Raw genomic sequence first — 19,173 nt, 5'->3', positions numbered from 1 at the left:
CATCCCCGAAGGACTCGCCCTGCTCGACGCCGCCCTGCACACCGACCACCCCGTCCTCGTCCCCGCACGATTCACCAAGGCCAGGACCCGCCCGCAGTCCCGTCGTACGCACCCCGCGCAGCCCCTGTCGGAGCGCCTGGCCACGATGAACCCGGAGCAGCTGCACGCCACCCTGGCCGATCTCGTCGCGGACCGGGTGGCGGCGGTGCTCGGGTTCGCCGACGGGTCGGCGATCGAACCGCGGCGCCAGTTCCAGGAGCTCGGCTTCGACTCCCTCACCGCGGTCGAGCTGCGCAACCAGCTCAACGCGGTCACCGGCCTACGGCTGCCGGCCACGCTCATCTTCGACTACCCGAACCCCGGCGCGCTGACCCAGTTCGTCCTGGAGCAGCTCTTCCCGGCGGTGGCCGCGGCCGAGGCGACCCCGGCGCACAGCGACGCCGAGGTGCGCCAGTTCCTGACGACCATCCCCATCTCACGGCTGCGAGAGGCCGGGCTGCTGGACAGTCTGTTCCGCCTGGCCCGCCTCGACGACCGCGACGCGAACAACCCGACCGAGGCCGAGGCGATCGACACCATGGACGCCGACCTCCTGATTCAACTCGCCCTCGAAGGCGGGGGTTCCTAGCCAAGGAAGTGATCATGAATCTGGTAACCAGCTGGACGACGCTCAAAGAATCCGACTCGGCAGATCTCGTCCTCTGCGTCGACTTCACGGGAACCGGCCGCGCCGAGGCCGGCTTCTCCGACCTGGTCGCCCGGATGGACCTCGACGCGACCTTCTGGCACGTCGTCCCACCGGGGCTGGCGCCCGGCTCGGGCGTCGACGGGCCGGACTACCTCGGCTCGTGGCTCACGTCGATCATGGCGAGTGGCCGGACCGTCAGCGCGGTCATGGGCTACTGCGTGGGCGCCGTCTACGCGGGGGAGCTCGTCACCCGGCTCGCCGAGGTGCAGAAGCGGGCACCCGCGCTCATCATCTTCGATCCGGAACCCATCACCCTGGAGAACATCTACTTCCAGTTCGGCAAGGTCTTCGACATCCTCTCCTCGATCCTCACCCCGGAGGACGTCGCCGTGACCCGGGAGGCGATGGACCGGCTGGTCCAGCAGGAGGGGATCACGATCGAGCGCTACGCCGAGCAGCTCTACGGCACCTTCAGCCGGATCGCCCACAACGCCTTCGAGAGGGTGGGGCTCGACGGGGAGTACGCCGAGGAGATGCTCGGCACGTTCAGCGCCTTCCTGTCCTACATGAGCCTGGCCGACCGGTTCGACCCGTGGGGCAACTGGCTGCGGGCCACCGCGGTGAGCTCGTCCACCTCGCACAACGGGCTGAACAAGCTGCGTGACACCGCCACCGGCCCGCTGGTGGCCGAGGAGCTCAGGTTCGAGGAGAGCCACGCGGAGCTTTTCAGATCCGACGAGATCGCCCGGGCCGTTACCAAGGTACTGGAGAGATGACCATGAAGCAGATGCTGGGTGAGCGGGCCACGCGCAAGGAGCAGGCGCTGTGGATGCTCGAAGAGCTCGTCCCCGGGACCGGGGTGAACAACCTGAGCGTGGCCTTCAGCGTGGCGGGGAGGCTGCGACGCCCTCTCGTCCTGGAGGCGATCAACCGCCTGCTGCATCGCCACGAGATCCTGCGAACGGTCTTCCGCGTCGAGGCCGAGGGGATGACGCGGCAGGTCCTGCCGATCGAGGAGATCGACCTGCGGATCGAGGAGGGCGGTGACGGAGCCTCACGGCAGTGGCTGACGGGGTTCCTCGCCCGGCCGTTCCAGCCCGAGGGCGAGCCGCTGGTGCGGGCCGCGGTCATCGAGGAGGCGGAGGGCGAGCTCTACTGCCTGGCGATCCATCACGCGGTCTTCGACGGGCTGTCCGCGGCGCTGCTGCTGAACGAGCTCGTCGCGCTCTACAACACCCTGGCCATCGGAGGCGCGCCGGAGTCCACGGTCGTCCCCGCCTGGGAGGAGCCGGCCGCCGACCCGCGCAGCGCGGGCTTCTGGCGCGACAAGCTGGCCGGGTTCAGCGCCGCCGAGCTGGACCTGTGGTGCGAGAAGCCGGAGGCGTCCGAGACCACGCTCGCGGGCGACATCATCAACTGGGAGCTCTCTCCCGTCGCCCGCAAGGCGGCCAGGCAGATGCAGCGCGAGCTGCGCGCGCCGGAGTCCGTCATCCTCATGGCGGCGTACGGCGTGCTGCTGGCCGCCCACGGCGCGGGCCCCGATCTCACCATCGGCTCGCCCGTCAGCGTCCGCTCGCCCGAGGCCGGCCTGGCCATCGGCTACCACATCAACGTCCTCACCCTGCGCACCCAGATCGACTGGACGCAGAGTTTCCGCACGTACGCGCGCCTGACGCGCCGCACGTTCATGGAGGCCATGGCGCACGCCGACTATCCCGTCGACGACATGATGGAGCTCGTCTCGCGCGACGGCTGGCGCAACAACCTCTTCCGCCACACCTTCAACTACATCCCGGCCGACATCGGCGCCGAGTTCGTCCTGGACGGCATGCGGGCCGAGCAGGTGGTCGTCGAGAACGGCTACAGCAAGTTCGACCTGGAGTTCTTCGTCACCTCCACCCCGGAAGCGATCAAGATCAGGACCGCGTTCTGCGTGGACGTGCTCGACAGGGCCGACGTGGAGCTGCTGCTGGCCCGCTTCGACGAGATGCTCGTCACGCTCGCGGAACAGCCCGACAGGCCGCTCGGCGAGGCGCCCGTGTGGTGCTACCAGGACCGGGCGGCCATCGAGATGGCCAACGCGACGGAACGCAACGTGACGCCCGCGACCGTGCTGGAGATGATCGCCGGGCGAGTGTCGAGCGCTCCCGCCGAGGACACCGCAGCGGTCCTCGACGGCGATCGCCACATCGGCATCCGCCGGCTGTGGGCCGCCGCGGAGGCCACCCGCGACCGGCTGGTGGCGGCCGGGGTCGGCTCGGGCGACGTCGTCGCGCTGCTGGCGCGGCGCGGCCCCGAGCTGGCCGCCGCGGCGATCGGCGTGTGGCTCGCCGGGGCGGCCTACCTGCCGCTCGAACCCGACCACCCCGAGCAGCGCCTCGACTACCAGCTCGGCGACTCCGGCGCCGCGGTGGTCCTCGCCGGAGAGGGGATTCTGGTGCCCGGCGACCGTACCGTCCTGCCCCTCGTGGCGGTCGAGTCGGTGAGGCCGGTGACCGGGAAGGTGCTGCCGTCCAGCCCCGTCGGGCCGGGAGACCGCGCGTACCTGATCTACACCAGTGGCTCCACCGGGCTGCCCAAGGGAACGCTGATCGATCACCGCGCCCTCGCCAACCTGATCGCGCACTTCGCGCACCAGCTGACGGTGGACGCCGACGACACCGTGCTGTGGCTGACCACGTTCAGCTTCGACATCTCCGCCCTGGAGCTGTTCCTGCCCCTGACGACGGGCGCGCGGCTCGCCGTCGCGCCCGACGACGCCCGCACGCAGGGCGAGCCGCTCGCCGAGGCGCTGCTCCGCCACGACATCTCCATCGTCCAGGCCACGCCGACCACCTGGCGGCTGGTCATCGACCAGGTCGCCGGGCTGCTGGCCGGCCGCCGCGTGCTGTGCGGCGGCGAGCCGATGCCCGCCGTACTGGCCAGGCAGCTCACCGTGACCGGGTGCGAGCTCTACAACGTGTACGGCCCGACCGAGACCACGATCTGGTCCACCGCGGGCCGGATCGATCCCGCCGGCGACCGCGTCGACGTGGGCGTGCCGATCGCGAACACGAAGGTGTACGTGGCCGACCCCCACGGCCGGCCGCTGCCGGTCGGAACCCGCGGCGAGTTGTGCATCGCGGGTGACGGGCTGGCCATCGGCTACCACGACCGCCCCGAGCTGACCTCGGAGCGGTTCGGCACGCACGCCTGGTACGGACGTTTCTACCGCACCGGCGACCTGGCCCAGTGGACCAGGGACGGCAGGCTGGAGATCCTCGGCAGGCTCGACCGCCAGATCAAGCTGCGCGGCAACAGGATCGAGCTCGCCGAGGTCGAGGGCGTGCTGCTCACCCACCCGGAGGTCCGGGCGGCGGCGGTCGTGGTCGTCGGCGACCCCAGCTCCGACGCGGTCCTGTGGGCGTTCGTGACGGCCCCCGGGAATCCCAAGGTGACCTCGGAACTGTGGGATCACGCCAGCGCGTCGCTTCCCTACTCGGCGACGCCGCAGGAGTACGTCGTCCTGGACTCCTTCCCGATGACCGGCAACGACAAGGTGGACTACCCGGCGCTGCGCCGGCTCGCCACCGAGCTGCGCGGCGTCGCGTCCGGCCCGGAGGAGGCCGACCTCGTGGAGAGCAGCGGCGACGAGCTGACCGACTCGCTGGTCCTGCTGTGGAAGGCGATGCTGAACCGCACCGACCTGGGCCCGGACAGCAACTTCTTCGCCCTGGGCGGGCACTCGCTGCTGGCCGTCAAGCTCCTCCAGGAGGTCAAGCGGGCGACCCAGATCCGGCTCAAGCTCAAGGACATCTTCGAGGAGCCGACGCCCGCGGGCCTGGCCCGCAGGCTGCACGCGACCACTACCGGCTGAATTCGTCAGACACGACACGAAGATTGGGCTCTCGTTGTGATGGAAGAAACCGTGGTCGCGGCGTTGACGATGGAGTCGATGCGCGCGGACATCGCAGACCAGCTGAGCATCGCCCCTTCCGAGATCGGCGACGACGCCGACCTGGTCAGCCTGGGCCTGGACTCGCTCCGGGCCATGCGGCTGGCCGGGCGCTGGCGGCGCGCGGGAGCCCGTATCGTCTTCGCCGAGCTGGCGGAGGAGCTCACGCTCACCGCATGGTGGTCGCTGGTCCGCTCGCGGCTGTCGCCCGCGGTCCCGGCCGAACGGGGGCGGAGCGTGGACGAGACGGCCGCGTTCCCGCTCACCCCCGTACAGCTGGCCTACTGGATCGGCCGCGCGGACGGCCAGGTCATCGGGGGCGTCGGCTGCCACGCCTACCTTGAGTTCGACGGTTTCGGCGTCGACCCGGCGAGGCTGGAACGGGCCGTACGCGCCCTGATCGACCGGCACGGGATGCTGCGCGCGATCTTCCACGACGACGGTACGCAGCAGATCATGGACACCAGCCCGTGGCCGGGCCTGACCGTGAACGACCTGTCGGAACTCGGCGAGGACGCCGCCGAGCGCCTGCGGGACCGGCTGTCGCATCGCCGTTTCGACGCCGCCCGCGGCGAGGTCTTCGACGTCCAGCTGTCACTGCTGCCGGGCGCCCGCTCCAGGGTCCACTTCGAGGTGGACTTCCTGGTCGCCGACGTGCTCGGCCTCCAGATCCTGATGAAGGACCTGGCACGTCTCTACCTGGAGCCCGACCGGCCGCCCGCGCCGCTGGCCTGCTCGTTTCCCCGGTATCTCGCGGCGCGCGACGCGGAAAGGTCCCGGGAGCACGCCAGGGACCGGGAGTACTGGCTCGGCCGCCTGCCCGACCTGCCCGGCGCGCCGCAACTGCCGCTCGCGCTCGACCCGGGCCGGGTCACCCGGCCCCGTTTCGTCCGGCGCGAGAGGTGGCTCTCCCTCGCCGCGTGGCGGCGGGTCCAGGCACAGGCCCGCGCGCACGGGCTCACCCCGGCCATGGTGCTCGTCGCCGCCTACTGCGAGGTCCTCGCCGCCTGGAGCGGCGAGCCGCGCTTCCTCGTCAACGTGCCGCTGTTCGACCGCGACGAGACCGTCCACCCCGACGTGGCCGGCATGGTGGCCGATTTCACCAACCTGATCCTGCTGGCCGCCGACCTGTCCGAGGCGCTGCCGTTCGCGGAGCGCGCCAGGACGCTGCAGGCCACGTTCCGCGCCGACGCCCGGCACGCCGGCTACTCCGGCGTCGAGGTGCTCCGTGACCTCGCCCGCGACGGGGAGCACACGGGAGCGCCGGTCGTCTTCGCCTGCAACCTGGGCACCGAGTTGATCGTCCCCGAGGTCCGCGAGGCGTTCGGCGAGCCGGGATGGATGATCACCCAGACGCCGCAGGTGTGGCTCGACAACCAGATCAACGAGTACGAGCACGGACTCCACCTGGCGTGGGACGCGGTGGAGGAGCTGTTCGCGCCGGGCGTGCTGGACGCGATGTTCGACGCGTACGGCCGGACGCTGGAGTGGCTGTCGGAGGGCGACTGGTCGGCCCCGGCCCCGGTCGGCCTGCCGATGGAGCAGGAGTTCGTCCGCGAGCAGGTCAACGACACCTCCGGGCCGCTGCCCGAGAGCCTGCTGCACGCGGGCTTCTTCTCCTGGGCCGGGCACGAGCCCGAGCGCACCGCGCTGATCTCGGACGGGAACCGCGTGACCTACGGGGAGTTGGCGGGTCGGGCGTTGGGGGTCGCGGGGTTGTTGCGGGGCTGGGGTGTGGTGCCGGGGGACGCGGTGGGGGTGGTGGTGCCCAAGGGTGTGGATCAGGTGGTCGCGGTGTTGGGGGTGCTGGCCGCGGGCGGTGTGTATGTGCCGGTGGGGGTGGATCAGCCTGTTGCGCGGCGGGAGTCGATCCTGTCGCGCGCGGGGGTGGTGCGGGTGCTGACCGAGGAGACGCTGGCACAAGCGCGGTCATGTGAGCGGTTGGCGACTCCGGTGGGGGTGTCGCCGGACGCGGCGGCGTATGTGATCTTCACGTCGGGTTCGACGGGGGTGCCCAAGGGTGTGGAGGTCTCGCATCGGGCGGCGTTGAACACGGTGGTGGATGTGAACGAGCGGTTGGGGGTGGGCTGCGGGGATCGGGTTCTGGCGGTGTCGGCGCTGGATTTCGATCTGTCGGTGTATGACGTGTTCGGGTTGTTGTCGGTGGGTGGCGCGGTGGTGCTGGTCGCCGAGGACGAGCGCAGGGACGCGCAGCGGTGGGCGCAGTTGTGTGTCACCCATGGGGTGACGATCTGGAACAGCGTTCCGACGTTGCTGGAGATGCTGATCTCAGCCGTGGACCGGGTTCCGCCGCGGTTGCGGGTGGCGCTGGTCTCGGGTGACTGGGTGGGGCTGGATCTGCAGGCGCGGTTGGCGGCCGGCAGTGGTGGCCGGTGCAGGTTGGTGGCGTTGGGTGGTGCGACGGAGGCGGCGATCTGGTCGAACGTGTGGGAGGTGGCGCACGTTCCGGCGCATTGGACGTCGGTGCCGTATGGGTTCCCGTTGCGTAACCAGAGGTTTCGGGTGGTCGACGGTCGGGGCCGTGATTGCCCGGACTGGGTGGCCGGGGAGTTGTGGATCGGTGGGGCCGGGGTGGCGTTGGGTTATCGCGGCGATGAGGTGACGACGGCGGCGAAGTTCGTGCACTATGCCGGGCAGCGCTGGTATCGCACCGGTGATCTGGGCCGTTACTGGGCCGATGGCACCCTGGAGTTCCTGGGTCGCGCCGATCATCAGGTGAAGATCCGCGGTCACCGGCTGGAGCTGGGTGAGGTCGAGGCGGCCCTGGAGGCGTGCCCGATAGTGAGCCGGGCGGTGGCGGTCGCGGTGGGCGAGCGGCGCCAGCGCCGGCTGGCGGCGTTCGTCACCCCGGCCGACGCCGATGCCGACCAGATCCGCGCCTTCCTGTCCGACCGCCTCCCCGCGCACGCCATTCCGCCGACCATCACCGCGCTGGACGAGCTGCCCCTCACCCCCAACGGAAAAATCAACAGATCCGCCCTCGTCTCCCTCGTGGAGGACACGTCGGTGACCGAGGCGGGGGAGGCGCCCGCCGGGGCGGCCGAGATCCTGCTCGCCGAGATCTGGGCCGGCCTGCTCGACCTGCCCGCGGTGCACCGCGCGGACAACTTCTTCGCCCTCGGCGGCGACTCGCTGCTCGCCACCCGCATGATCGCGCGGCTGCGGTCGGCGGGCGTCACCGACGCCAGGCTGACCCTGCTGTTCGACTCGCCGGTGCTCGCCGACTTCGCCGCGACCCTCACCCTGGACGAGACGCTCGTGCCCACCGCGGTGCTGGGCGCCGACCTCGAACACCGCCACGATCCGTTCCCGCCGACAGAGGTACAGCGCGCCTACTGGCTCGGCCGCGCCGAGCACTTCACGCTCGGTGGCGTCGGCTGCCACTTCTACACCGAGTTCGACGGCGACATCGATCTCGACCGGCTGCAGACCGCGTGGAACCTGCTGATCGAGCGGCACGAGATGCTGCGCGCCGTCTTCGACGAGGGAGGGTTCCAGCGCATCCTGCCCGAGGTGCCGCACTTCACGATCGCCATGGTCGACAGTGCCGAGCAGCTGCGCGAGCAGATGTCGCACCAGGTGTTCGACCCGGCCACCTGGCCGCTGTTCGACGCGCGGGCCGCGCGGCACGAGGGCCGCGTCCGGCTGGGGGTCGGCTTCGACAACATCATCATCGACGCGTTGAGCACGATGGCCTTCTTCGCCGAACTCGACGTGCTCTACCACGACCCCGCCGCCGTGCTCCCGCCGCTGGAGGTGTCGTTCCGCGACTACGTGCTCGGGCTCACTCCCGATCGCGCGGTCTTCGAAGCGGCCAAGGAGTACTGGGGCGGCCGCCTGCCCGAACTGCCCCCCGCGCCGCGGCTGCCGCTGCGCGTCGACCCGGCCATGATCGACCGGCCCAGGTTCGTCCGCCGCGAGGTCAGGATGGACGCCGAACGCTGGCAGCGCGTCTCCGAGCTGGCGAGGAAGCACGATTTGACCGCCTCCACGGTGCTGGCGGCCGCCTTCGGCGAGATCCTCTCCGCATGGAGCGCCCAGACGGAGCTGACGCTCAACCTCACGCTGTTCGACCGGCGCGAGGTGCACCCCGACATCCATCGCGTCCTCGGCGACTTCACCTCGCTGATGCTCGTCGGCTACCGGTCGGGCTCCGGCTGGCTGGAGGGCGCGCGCCGGCTGCAGGAGGAGGTCTGGCGCGGCCTGGAGCACGGCGAGGTCTCGGCCGTGTGGGTGATGCGCGAGCTGGCCAGGCGGGCCGACTCGATCGAGATGACCATGCCCGTGGTGTTCACCAGCATGCTCGGCGTCGCCGACGGCGGCACGTTCGGTCCCTCCTTCGCCGAGCAGGTCTGGGGGGTTTCGCAGACCCCGCAGGTCTGGCTGGACTACCAGGTGGCGGAGGTCGACGGCGAGCTGCTCGTCCGCTGGGACGCGGTGGAGGAGCTGTTCGCGCCGGGCGTGCTGGACGCGATGTTCGACACGCATCTGAACCTGCTGGAGTGGCTGTCGGAGGGTGACTGGTCGGCCCCGGCCCCGGTCGGCCTGCCGATGGAGCAGGAGCTCGTCCGTCGGCGCGCCAACGACACCGAGGGTCCCCTGCCGGACGGCACCCTGCACGAGGCGTTCTTCACCCGCGCCGCCCGCGAGCCGCACCTGCCCGCGCTGATCTCCGACGCCGTCACGGTCACGTACGGGGAGTTGGCGGGTCGGGCGTTGGGGGTCGCGGGGTTGTTGCGGGGCTGGGGTGTGGTGCCGGGGGACGCGGTGGGGGTGGTGGTGCCCAAGGGTGTGGATCAGGTGGTCGCGGTGTTGGGGGTGCTGGCCGCGGGCGGTGTGTATGTGCCGGTGGGGGTGGATCAGCCTGTTGCGCGGCGGGAGTCGATCCTGTCGCGCGCGGGGGTGGTGCGGGTGCTGACCGAGGAGACGCTGGCACAAGCGCGGTCATGTGAGCGGTTGGCGACTCCGGTGGGGGTGTCGCCGGACGCGGCGGCGTATGTGATCTTCACGTCGGGTTCGACGGGGGTGCCCAAGGGTGTGGAGGTCTCGCATCGGGCGGCGTTGAACACGGTGGTGGATGTGAACGAGCGGTTGGGGGTGGGCTGCGGGGATCGGGTTCTGGCGGTGTCGGCGCTGGATTTCGATCTGTCGGTGTATGACGTGTTCGGGTTGTTGTCGGTGGGTGGCGCGGTGGTGCTGGTCGCCGAGGACGAGCGCAGGGACGCGCAGCGGTGGGCGCAGTTGTGTGTCACCCATGGGGTGACGATCTGGAACAGCGTTCCGACGTTGCTGGAGATGCTGATCTCAGCCGTGGACCGGGTTCCGCCGCGGTTGCGGGTGGCGCTGGTCTCGGGTGACTGGGTGGGGCTGGATCTGCAGGCGCGGTTGGCGGCCGGCAGTGGTGGCCGGTGCAGGTTGGTGGCGTTGGGTGGTGCGACGGAGGCGGCGATCTGGTCGAACGTGTGGGAGGTGGCGCACGTTCCGGCGCATTGGACGTCGGTGCCGTATGGGTTCCCGTTGCGTAACCAGAGGTTTCGGGTGGTCGACGGTCGGGGCCGTGATTGCCCGGACTGGGTGGCCGGGGAGTTGTGGATCGGTGGGGCCGGGGTGGCGTTGGGTTATCGCGGCGATGAGGTGACGACGGCGGCGAAGTTCGTGCACTATGCCGGGCAGCGCTGGTATCGCACCGGTGATCTGGGCCGTTACTGGGCCGATGGCACCCTGGAGTTCCTGGGTCGCGCCGATCATCAGGTGAAGATCCGCGGTCACCGGCTGGAGCTGGGTGAGGTCGAGGCGGCCCTGGAGGCGTGCCCGATAGTGAGCCGGGCGGTGGCGGTCGCGGTGGGCGAGCGGCGCCAGCGCCGGCTGGCGGCGTTCGTCACCCCGGCCGACGCCGATGCCGACCAGATCCGCGCCTTCCTGTCCGACCGCCTCCCCGCGCACGCCATTCCGCCGACCATCACCGCGCTGGACGAGCTGCCCCTCACCCCCAACGGAAAAATCAACAGATCCGCCCTCACCACCACCCTCGAACCCCCACCCGACGACGATCCGCCGCGGCCGGGAACGGAACAGCGGCTCGCCGAGCTCTGGGCGGAACTCCTGGAGATCCCGGCACCGGGCCGCAACCAGAGCTTCTTCACCCTGGGAGGCGACTCGCTGCTCGCCACCCGCTTCGCAGAGGTCGCCAGGCGGCGGCTCGGCGTGGAGGTGACCCTGCGGCGCTTCTTCGCCGCCCCCACCATCGCGGACTGTGCCCTGTCCATCGACGACGACCATGACACGGAAGAGGGCGTGCTGTGACCCAGGCCCAGGCACCTGCCGTACGCGGACTGATCGCCGACATGGAGTCGGCGGGGATCAGATTGTGGGAGGAGGAGGGGCGGCTCAGGTTCCGCGCCCCCAAGGGGGCGCTGACCGAGGACCGGCGCGCGGTCCTGCTGAACGCCAAACCGGAGATCATCGAGCAGCTGCGCCGCGAGACCGCGTCGGAGACCGTACGGCCGGAGCCGGAACGGCGCCTGGACCCCTTCCCTCTCACCGACGTCCAGCAGGCCTACCTGGTCGGCCGCAACGACGCGTTCGGCTACGGCGGCGTCGCCTGCCACGGCTACGTCGAGGTCGCCTTCGCCGAGCTCGACGCGGACCGCGTCCAGGCCGCCTGGCGGACCCTGATCGGCCGCCACGACATGCTCCGCGCCGTGATCCATCCCGACGGTCACCAGAACGTCCAGGCGGAGGTCCCCGGTTACGACATCCGGGTGGCCGATCTTCGCGGCACCGACCCCGAGGAGAGCCTCGCCGCGATCCGCGAGGAGATGGCGCACAAGGTCTACCCGCCGGGCGCCTGGCCGCTGTTCGAGCTGCGGATCACCCACACCGACGGCGCGGCCCTGCTGCACGCCTCGATCGACCTGCTCATCGCCGACTACGTCAGCATCCAGCTGCTGCTCGCCGAGCTGCACCTGTTGCTCGACGACCCGGACACCGTCCTGCCGCCGGTGCCGCTGAGCTTTCGCGACTGCGTGCTCGGCCTGCGCTCCCAGCGCGAGAGCAGCCGGTACGACCGGGACCGCGCCTACTGGTGGGCCAGGATCGACGACCTGCCCCCCGCCCCCGAACTGCCCGCGCTCGGCCAGGACGCGGGCGCCAGGTTCACCCGCTGGGAGGCCACGCTGGAGCCGCGCGACTGGGCGCTGCTCCGCACCCGTGCGAACGCGGCGGGCATCACCCCCTCGCAGGCCGTCCTGGCCGCCTACGCCGAGGTCATCGGGCGATGGAGCCGCAGGCCCAGGTTCACGCTCAACCTGACGCTGCTCGACCGCCCGCCGCTGCACCCGCAGATCGACGAGGTCGTGGGCGACTTCACCTCGCTCAACCTCCTCGCCGTCGACACCGCGCCGGACGCCCCGTTCGCCGCCCGCGCCACCGCCATCGGCGAGCAGCTCTTCACCGACCTGGAACACCGCCGCTGCGGCGGCATGGAGGTGATCCGCGAGCTGGCCCGCAAGCGGGGCAGGGCCGCCGCCCTGATGCCCGTGGTGTTCACCAGCGCCATCGGCATCGCCCAGGACGCGGCCGAGCACGGCATGCCGGTGTACGGCATAAGCCAGACCCCCCAGGTGTGGGTCGACTGCCAGGTCAAGGAGTACGGCGAAGCGCTGCTGATCAACTGGGACGTCCGTGAGGGCGTGCTCCCGGACGGTCTCGTCGACGACATGTTCGCCGCGTTCACCGACCTCCTCGGCCGCCTGACCGAGGAGGAGACCTGGGCGTCCGCGTCTCCCGTCGAGCTGCCCGACATCCAGGCGCGCCGCCGCGACCACGTCAACGACACCGTCGCGCCGCTCCCGTACGGCCTGCTGCACGACGAGGTCGTGGCCCAGGCCGGGCGCACCCCCGAACGGGTCGCCGTCGTCGGCGACCGCTCGCTGTCCTACGGCGAGCTGCTGGCACGGGCGTCGGGGGTGTCGCGGGCGTTGCGCGAGGCGGGGCACGCGCCGGGCGAGATCGTCGCCGTGGTGATGGACAAGGGCGTCGAGCAGGTCGTGGCGGTGCTGGGCACGCTGCTGGCCGGCGGCGTGTACCTCCCGGTCGACACCGGCCAGCCGCCGGGCAGGCGCGATCGCATCCTCGCCGACGCCTCGGCGCGGCTGGTGCTCACCCAGTCCTGGCGGGCCGAGGACGGCTGGATCGCGGTCGACACCCTGCCGCCCGCGCCCCCGGGCCCGGTGATCGAGCGGCATCCGGACGAGCCCGCCTACGTCATCTACACCTCCGGATCGACCGGGACGCCCAAGGGCGTGGTGATCAGCCATCGGGCGGCGCGCAACACCGTCGACGACGTCGGCGCCCGGTTCGGCATCGGCGCCGAGGACCGGGTGCTCGGCCTGGCCAACCTCGGCTTCGACCTGTCGGTCTACGACATCTTCGGTCCCCTCGCCACCGGCGCCGCCCTGGTGCTGCCCGACGCCCTGCGCAGGGGAGACCCCTCCCACTGGGCCGCGCTCGTCGCCGAGCACGGGGTCACGGTCTGGAACTCGGTGCCCGCGCAGCTGCAGATGCTGGAGCACTACCTCGAGGCGGAATCCCAGGTGGAGCTGCCCTCGCTGCGGCTCGCCCTGCTCTCCGGCGACTGGATCCCGGTGGCGCTGCCCGGCCGGATCCGCCGGCGGCTGCCCGGCCTGGAGCTGGTCAGCCTGGGCGGGGCGACCGAGGCCGCGATCTGGTCGATCTACCATCCCATCGGCGCGGACCTGCCCGGCTGGGCCAGCATCCCCTACGGCAGGCCACTGGCCAACCAGAGCTTCCACGTCTACGACGCGAGCATGCGGCCGAGCCCCGACTGGGTGCCCGGGGAGCTGTACATCGGCGGCGCCGGCGTGGCGCTGGGCTATCTCGGCGACGAGGCCAAGACCGCCGAGCGGTTCGTCCACCATCGCGGCGAGCGCCTCTACCGCACCGGTGACCTGGGCCGGTACCGGCCGGACGGGAACATCGAGTTCCTCGGCAGGGAGGACTCCCAGGTCAAGATCCGGGGCCACCGCATCGAGCTGGCCGAGGTCGAGACCCAGCTGCAGGCCCACCCGGCCGTCGCCGCCGGCACCGTGATCGTCGACGGCGACCGCGCGCTCGACCGGCGGCTGATCGCCTTCGCGCAGGCCGCGCACAAACAGCAGACCGCGCGGAAGCGGGAGGAGGACGCCGTACCGGACGTCGGCGCGGCGGCGAGGGACGCGGCGGACGCGGCGACCGCGGGCGTCGACCTGCCACGGGTGATCGCGGTGGCCGAGACGCTCGACGAGATCGCGCTCGCGTCGATGGCGGCCGCGCTGCGGGCCTCGGGGCTGTTCGCCCGTGACGACGACGGGCACGAGGCGGCTGAGATCCTGGAGACCGCCCGGGTCAGACCCGACCACCACCGGCTGGTCCGCCGCTGGCTCACCGCGCTGTGCGAGCACGGCCTGCTCGAGCTCGACCCGGCGGGCCGGTACCGGAACCTGCGCACCGGCGCCGACCTGGACGCGCTCTGGCGCCGGGTCGGCGAGCTGGCGGAGGGGCTCGACTACGGCGCCGAGCTGATCGGCTTCCTTCGCGTCAGCACCACGCACCTGCCCGAGCTGATGCGCGGCGAGCTCGACGCGCGCGATCTGCTGTTCCCCGAGGCGGGGGTGGAGACGGCCGAGGGCGCCTACAAGGACAACGTCCTCAGCCGTTACGTCAACCGCGTCGTCCGGGCCGTGATCGGCCGCGTGGCGGAGGAGCACACCGGCGGGCCGCTGCGCGTGCTGGAGGCCGGCGCGGGCGTGGGCGGCACCAGCGCCGAGCTCATCCCCGAACTGGCCGGTCACCGGGTCGACTACCTCTTCACCGACCTGTCCAGGTTCTTCCTCACCCGGGCGGCCGAGCGGTTCGCCGACCACCCCTGGGTGCGCTACGGCCTGTTCGACATCAACGCCGACTACCGCGACCAGGGCTACGAGCCCAACTCCTTCGAGGTCATCCTCTGCGCCAACGTCCTGCACAACGCCCACGACGCGGGCGTGGTCCTGGACAGGTTCCGCGAGCTGCTCGTGCCGGGCGGCTGGCTGGTGTTCATCGAGACCACCCGGGAGCACGTGCAGATCATGAGCTCGATGGAGTTCCTGATGAGCCCGCGCGACTACGACGACGTGCGGCGCGGCCGCGACCGCACGTTCATCACCCGCGAGGAGTGGCTCGGCCTGCTGGCCGCGGCCGGGGCGGAGACCCTGGCCTGCCTGCCCGAGCCCGCCGACCCGCTGGCGCCGCTGGGCCAGTCCGTCCTCGCCGCCCGCTTCCCCGCCGACCGCGAGCACATCGACCTCGCCGAGCTGCGGGCCTTCCTGGCCGAACGGCTGCCCGACTACATGATCCCGTCCCACATCCAGGTGGTCGACGAGCTGCCGCTGACCGACAACGGCAAGATCGACAGGACCACGCTGGCCACCCTGCTGCCCCGGGCCGCGGGGGAGGCGGCACCCGTGGGCGAGGAGCCGCGCGACGATCTCGAACAGCGGCTCGCGGCGCTCTGGGCGGAGCTGCTCGGCCTCCCGCGCGTCGGCCGCGACCAGGACTTCTTCGCCCTGGGCGGCGACTCCCTGCTGGTCACCCGGCTGGCCGGGCGGGTCCGTGAGGAACTGCCCGAGGCGGGCAACTTCTACTGGGACAGCCTCGTCCGCCAGCTGGTCAACCAGCCGACCGTCGCCGCGCTGGCCGCCCACCTCCGCCAGGCGCGCGAGGACCGCGACCACGGGCTGACCCGCACGCACGCCAGCTCGCTGGTGCGCCTGTCGGAGGGCGGGGGGACGGCCCGCGTGCTGGTCCACGACGGCACCGGGACCCTCACCCCCTACCGGGCCCTGGCCGCGGAACTCGCCGGCACGCCGGTGTTCGGCCTCGCGATCGACGACGCCGAGCGCTACCTGGAGCTGGACCCCGACACGGCGGCCGAGACGCTGGCCGGATCCTACGCGCGGCTCCTGCTCAAGGAGGGCGTGACGCGCGTGCGCATCGTCGGCTACTGCATGGGCGGGCTGATCGCCACCGAGCTCGCCCGCCAGCTCACCGAGAGCGGCGCGGTCGTCGAGGACCTCACCGTCATCAGCAGCTCGCGGTTCCCCTACCGGATCACCGACGAGCTCATGCTGGAGTACGGCTTCGCCCAGGCGTGCGGCGTCGACCCGGTCCGGCTCGGCTACCCCGGCGGGGACCTGGCCAGGGCGCTGCACGCCGTCCAGGAGGGCTCGCCGGGACAGGTGCGCGAGGGAAGCCTGGCCGCCCTCGCGGACGACCCCGACCCCGGGCTCGCGGAGATCGGCCGCCGCTTCACCGCGCTCGCCCTGCCCCCGCACCGGGAACGGCTCGCCGCCCTCGCCCGCGAGCTGGGGCAGCCGCCCGAGCGGGTGGAGCTCGCCCACCGGGTGTTCAGGCAGAGCTTCGCGGCCGTCACCCACTACGACCCCGAGCCCTACGCCGGTGACATCACGTTCCTGCGCCAGCGCGGCGTCACCAACGTCGTGCCGACCCTCCAGGACGACATGACCGAGTTCTGGCGGGAACTCTGCCTGGGCCGACTTACCGTCATCGACGTGGCGGGCGACCACTTCAGCTGCCTCGACCAGGCGCACGCCCCGGGCGTGGCCCGGCTGATCACCGGCGGTTCGGCATGATCGGGGTCGTCGGAGGGTACGGCGCGGTCGGCGGTGCGGCGGCGCGGCTGCTCGCCGGCCGTGGCGTCGGTGGCGTCCGTATCGGCGGGCGTGACCTGGACGCGGCCCGCCGCTTCGTCGGCGAGGAGCTGGGCGGCCGCGGCGAGGCCTGGCAGGTGGACGCCTACGACGAGGCCGCCCTGGCCAGGTTCTGCCGGGGCTGCACGGTCGTGGTCAACTGCGCCGGCCCCTCCTACCTGCTGCTCGACCGGGTGGCGCGCGCCGCGTTCCTCGCCGGGGCCGACTACGTGGACGCCGCGGGCGACGGCCCGGCGTTCGCCGGGCTCGCGAGCACGGGCACGGCCGGGGCGACGGCGGTGCTCTCGGCCGGGATGCTGCCCGGCCTCACCGGGTTGCTGCCGCGCCACCTAGCGCGGTTCGCCGGAGCCGGCCCGCACCGGCTCGACGTGTACACCGGCGGCCTCGACCGGCTCACCCCCGCCGCGGCCGGGGACGTCCTGCTCAGCGGCAGGGGAGATCACGGCGAGGCGCTGGCCGCCTGGCGGGGCGGCGCCACGGTCTCGCGGGCGCTGGCCCCGGCGTACGGCGTCGAGCTGCCCTACTTCCACGGACCGGTCACCGCCTACCCCTTTCTCGGCGCCGAGGCGGCGCGGGTGGCCGGGGAGCTGGGGCTGGAGGAGGCGCGCTGGTACAACGTCATCACCGGTGACCGCGTCATGGCCGCGATGAGCGCGGCGGTCTCGGCGGCCGACCTGATGCGCGTGGCCGAGCTGGAACTGGCCGGGCGCACCCCGTACTACGTCCTGCTCTTCCAGCTCAGCGGCCCCGGCACCACCCGCACGATGGCGCTGAGAGTGGACGACTCCTACGAGCTCACCGCCGCGGTCGTGGCGCACGCGACGGAGGCCGTGCTGCGGGGCGAGGTCGAGGTCGGCCTCCACTACGCCGACGGCGTGCTCGACCCCGCCAGGATGCTGGCCGACCTGGAACCTGTGGCCAAGATCGAGATCTCCGACGACATCCCGAGGATCGACCTGGCCGCGCCGGCGTTCGAGGAGGGCGCGCTGTGAAGCGGGTCGTGGTCTGCGGGACGAAATTCGGCCAGGTCTACCTGTCGGCCCTGGCGGACGGGCCGTTCGAGCTGACGGGCATCCTGGCCCGCGGGGGCGCCCGGTCCGCCGGATACGCCAGGACGTACGGCGTGCCGCTGCTCACCGATCCCGACCAGGTGCCCGACCTGGCCGACCTGGCCTGCGTCGTCGTGCGTTCCGGGGTCGTCGGGGGAGAGGGCAGCGAGCTGGCCGGGGCGCTCCTGGCCCGCGGCGTCCACGTGCTCCAGGAGCACCCGCTGCACGTGGACGAGCTGGCCCGGTGCCTGCGCACCGCGCGGGCCTCGTCGGCGGTCCACCACGTGAACACGCTCTACGTGCACCTGGAGCCGGTGCGCCGGTTCGTCGAGGCCGCCCGCCGCCTGTGCGAGCTCCAGCGGCCCCTCTACGTCGACGCCGCCTGCAGCGTCCACGTCGCCTACGCCCTGTTCGACATCCTCGGCCGCGCGCTCGGCGGGCTGCGGCCGTGGACGTTCGGCCCGGTGGCGCAGGGAACGCCGTTCAGCTGTCTCACCGGCACGATCGGCGGCGTGCCGCTGACCCTGCGGGTGCAGAACCAGATCGCCCCCAACGACCCCGACGCCCACCTGCACCTGCTTCACCGCATCACGCTGGGCACGGAGGGCGGCAACCTCACGCTGGTCAACACGCACGGGCCGATCGTGTGGAGTCCCCGCATGTACGTCGGCCGCGACGCCGACGACCGCTTCTCCCTTGAGGGGGATCATCTCCGCCTGCCGAGCGCCACGCTCCTCGGGCCGGAGCAGGCGCCGACATTTCAGGAAATCGTCGGATCACTGTGGCCGAGCGGTGTCCGGCGCGCGCTGACCGACCTGCGCCAGGCCGCAGAAGAGGCCGTCGATCCGATGCGGCAGGGCCAGTACTACCTGACGCTCAGCCGCCTCTGGCTGGACGCCACCGCGGCGATCGGCCGTCCCGAACTACTGGTCCAGACCGCACCACGCCCCCTTTCCGCAGCGGAGATCTCATGAGCTGGTTCCACTGCTACCACCCCAGGCCGCGGTCGGGACTGCGGCTGTTCTGCTTCCCGCACGCCGGCGGCTCGGCGAACTTCTACCGGTCCTGGCACCACACCCTGCCGCCGGCCGTCGAGGTGCGCGCCGTGCAGTACCCGGGACGCGCCGACCGGCGCGCCGACTCGCTGATCGACGACGCCCACCACATCGCCAAGCTCGTCACCGACGCGATGGCGCCCCTCCTCGACCGGCCGGTCGCGCTGTTCGGGCACAGCATGGGAGCCCTCATCGCCTACGAGGTGGCGCGCGAGCTGGAGGCGCGCGGCCGGGGCGTGGTGCACCTGTTCGCCTCCGGGCGGCACGCGCCGCACGACCACCGGCCGGGCGACGCCCACACCACCGACGAGGACCTGATCTCCGACCTGGTACGTCTCGGCGGCGTGGAGGAGGCGCACCTGGCGGATCCGGTGATCAGGGAGCTGACGCTGCCGGTGGTCCGCAACGACTACCGGGTCGACGAGACCTACCGGCACCGTCCGGGCGGCCCGCTGCACTGCCCCGTCACCGCGATGCTCGGCGACGGCGATCCCGAGGTGACCCCGGAACAGGCCGCGCGGTGGGGCGAGCTGACCCGTGACCGGTTCGCCGCCCGCGTGCTGGACGGCGACCACTTCTACCTCGTGCCCCGGCGGACGGACGTGGTCGCCCACGTGCTCCGCACCGTCTCCATGGCCTGGCCCTCCACACCGTAGGG

General features: G+C 71.9%; 8 protein-coding genes. All 8 read left to right on the top strand.

The annotated features are described in order from the left end of the window. Window positions 1-628: phosphopantetheine-binding protein (locus tag ACVCAG_RS43790; protein WP_440089520.1), on the top strand; the 628-nt coding region annotated here is incomplete at its 5' end. Window positions 629-642: 14 nt separating this feature from the next. Next, entirely contained in the window at window positions 643-1,464 is an 822-nt protein-coding gene (locus ACVCAG_RS43785) for a hypothetical protein (protein WP_440089518.1), read from the top strand. Continuing rightward, window positions 1,461-4,544: an amino acid adenylation domain-containing protein gene (locus ACVCAG_RS43780; RefSeq protein ID WP_440089517.1), complete on the top strand. Its 3,084-nt coding sequence runs from the start codon at window positions 1,461-1,463 to the stop codon at window positions 4,542-4,544. The genes ACVCAG_RS43785 and ACVCAG_RS43780 overlap by 4 nt, the downstream gene beginning before the upstream one ends. A gap of 39 nt (window positions 4,545-4,583) precedes the next feature. Further along, window positions 4,584-10,946, top strand: a complete 6,363-nt coding sequence (locus ACVCAG_RS43775; protein WP_447191543.1) for an amino acid adenylation domain-containing protein — start codon at window positions 4,584-4,586, stop codon at window positions 10,944-10,946. Next, window positions 10,943-16,333 (top strand): amino acid adenylation domain-containing protein, encoded by a 5,391-nt coding sequence (locus tag ACVCAG_RS43770; RefSeq protein WP_447191542.1) that lies wholly within the window; start codon window positions 10,943-10,945, stop codon window positions 16,331-16,333. Before ACVCAG_RS43775 ends, ACVCAG_RS43770 begins: the two co-directional genes overlap by 4 nt. After that, window positions 16,330-17,403: a saccharopine dehydrogenase NADP-binding domain-containing protein gene (locus ACVCAG_RS43765; RefSeq protein WP_440089514.1), complete on the top strand. Its 1,074-nt coding sequence runs from the start codon at window positions 16,330-16,332 to the stop codon at window positions 17,401-17,403. The genes ACVCAG_RS43770 and ACVCAG_RS43765 overlap by 4 nt, the downstream gene beginning before the upstream one ends. Beyond that, window positions 17,400-18,434 carry a Gfo/Idh/MocA family oxidoreductase gene (locus ACVCAG_RS43760; protein ID WP_447191541.1) on the top strand — a complete coding sequence of 345 codons (1,035 nt, stop codon included), beginning with the start codon at window positions 17,400-17,402 and terminating at the stop codon, window positions 18,432-18,434. The genes ACVCAG_RS43765 and ACVCAG_RS43760 overlap by 4 nt, the downstream gene beginning before the upstream one ends. Further along, complete coding sequence (locus tag ACVCAG_RS43755) at window positions 18,431-19,171, top strand: alpha/beta fold hydrolase (RefSeq protein WP_440089512.1); 741 nt, start codon at window positions 18,431-18,433, stop codon at window positions 19,169-19,171. The genes ACVCAG_RS43760 and ACVCAG_RS43755 overlap by 4 nt, the downstream gene beginning before the upstream one ends. Window positions 19,172-19,173 lie beyond the last annotated feature (2 nt).

The organism is Streptosporangium sp. G12 (assembly GCF_052983175.1).
This window is presented reverse-complemented; position numbering and strand designations above follow the sequence as displayed.

Excerpts from the sequence above, each read along its gene's own strand:
- ACVCAG_RS43785 (WP_440089518.1), top strand. The coding sequence starts at position 643 with ATGAATCTGGTAACCAGCTGGACGACGCTCAAAGAATCCGACTCGGCA.
- ACVCAG_RS43780 (WP_440089517.1), top strand. The coding sequence starts at position 1,461 with ATGACCATGAAGCAGATGCTGGGTGAGCGGGCCACGCGCAAGGAGCAG.
- ACVCAG_RS43775 (WP_447191543.1), top strand. The coding sequence starts at position 4,584 with ATGGAAGAAACCGTGGTCGCGGCGTTGACGATGGAGTCGATGCGCGCG.
- ACVCAG_RS43765 (WP_440089514.1), top strand. The coding sequence starts at position 16,330 with ATGATCGGGGTCGTCGGAGGGTACGGCGCGGTCGGCGGTGCGGCGGCG.
- ACVCAG_RS43755 (WP_440089512.1), top strand. The coding sequence starts at position 18,431 with ATGAGCTGGTTCCACTGCTACCACCCCAGGCCGCGGTCGGGACTGCGG.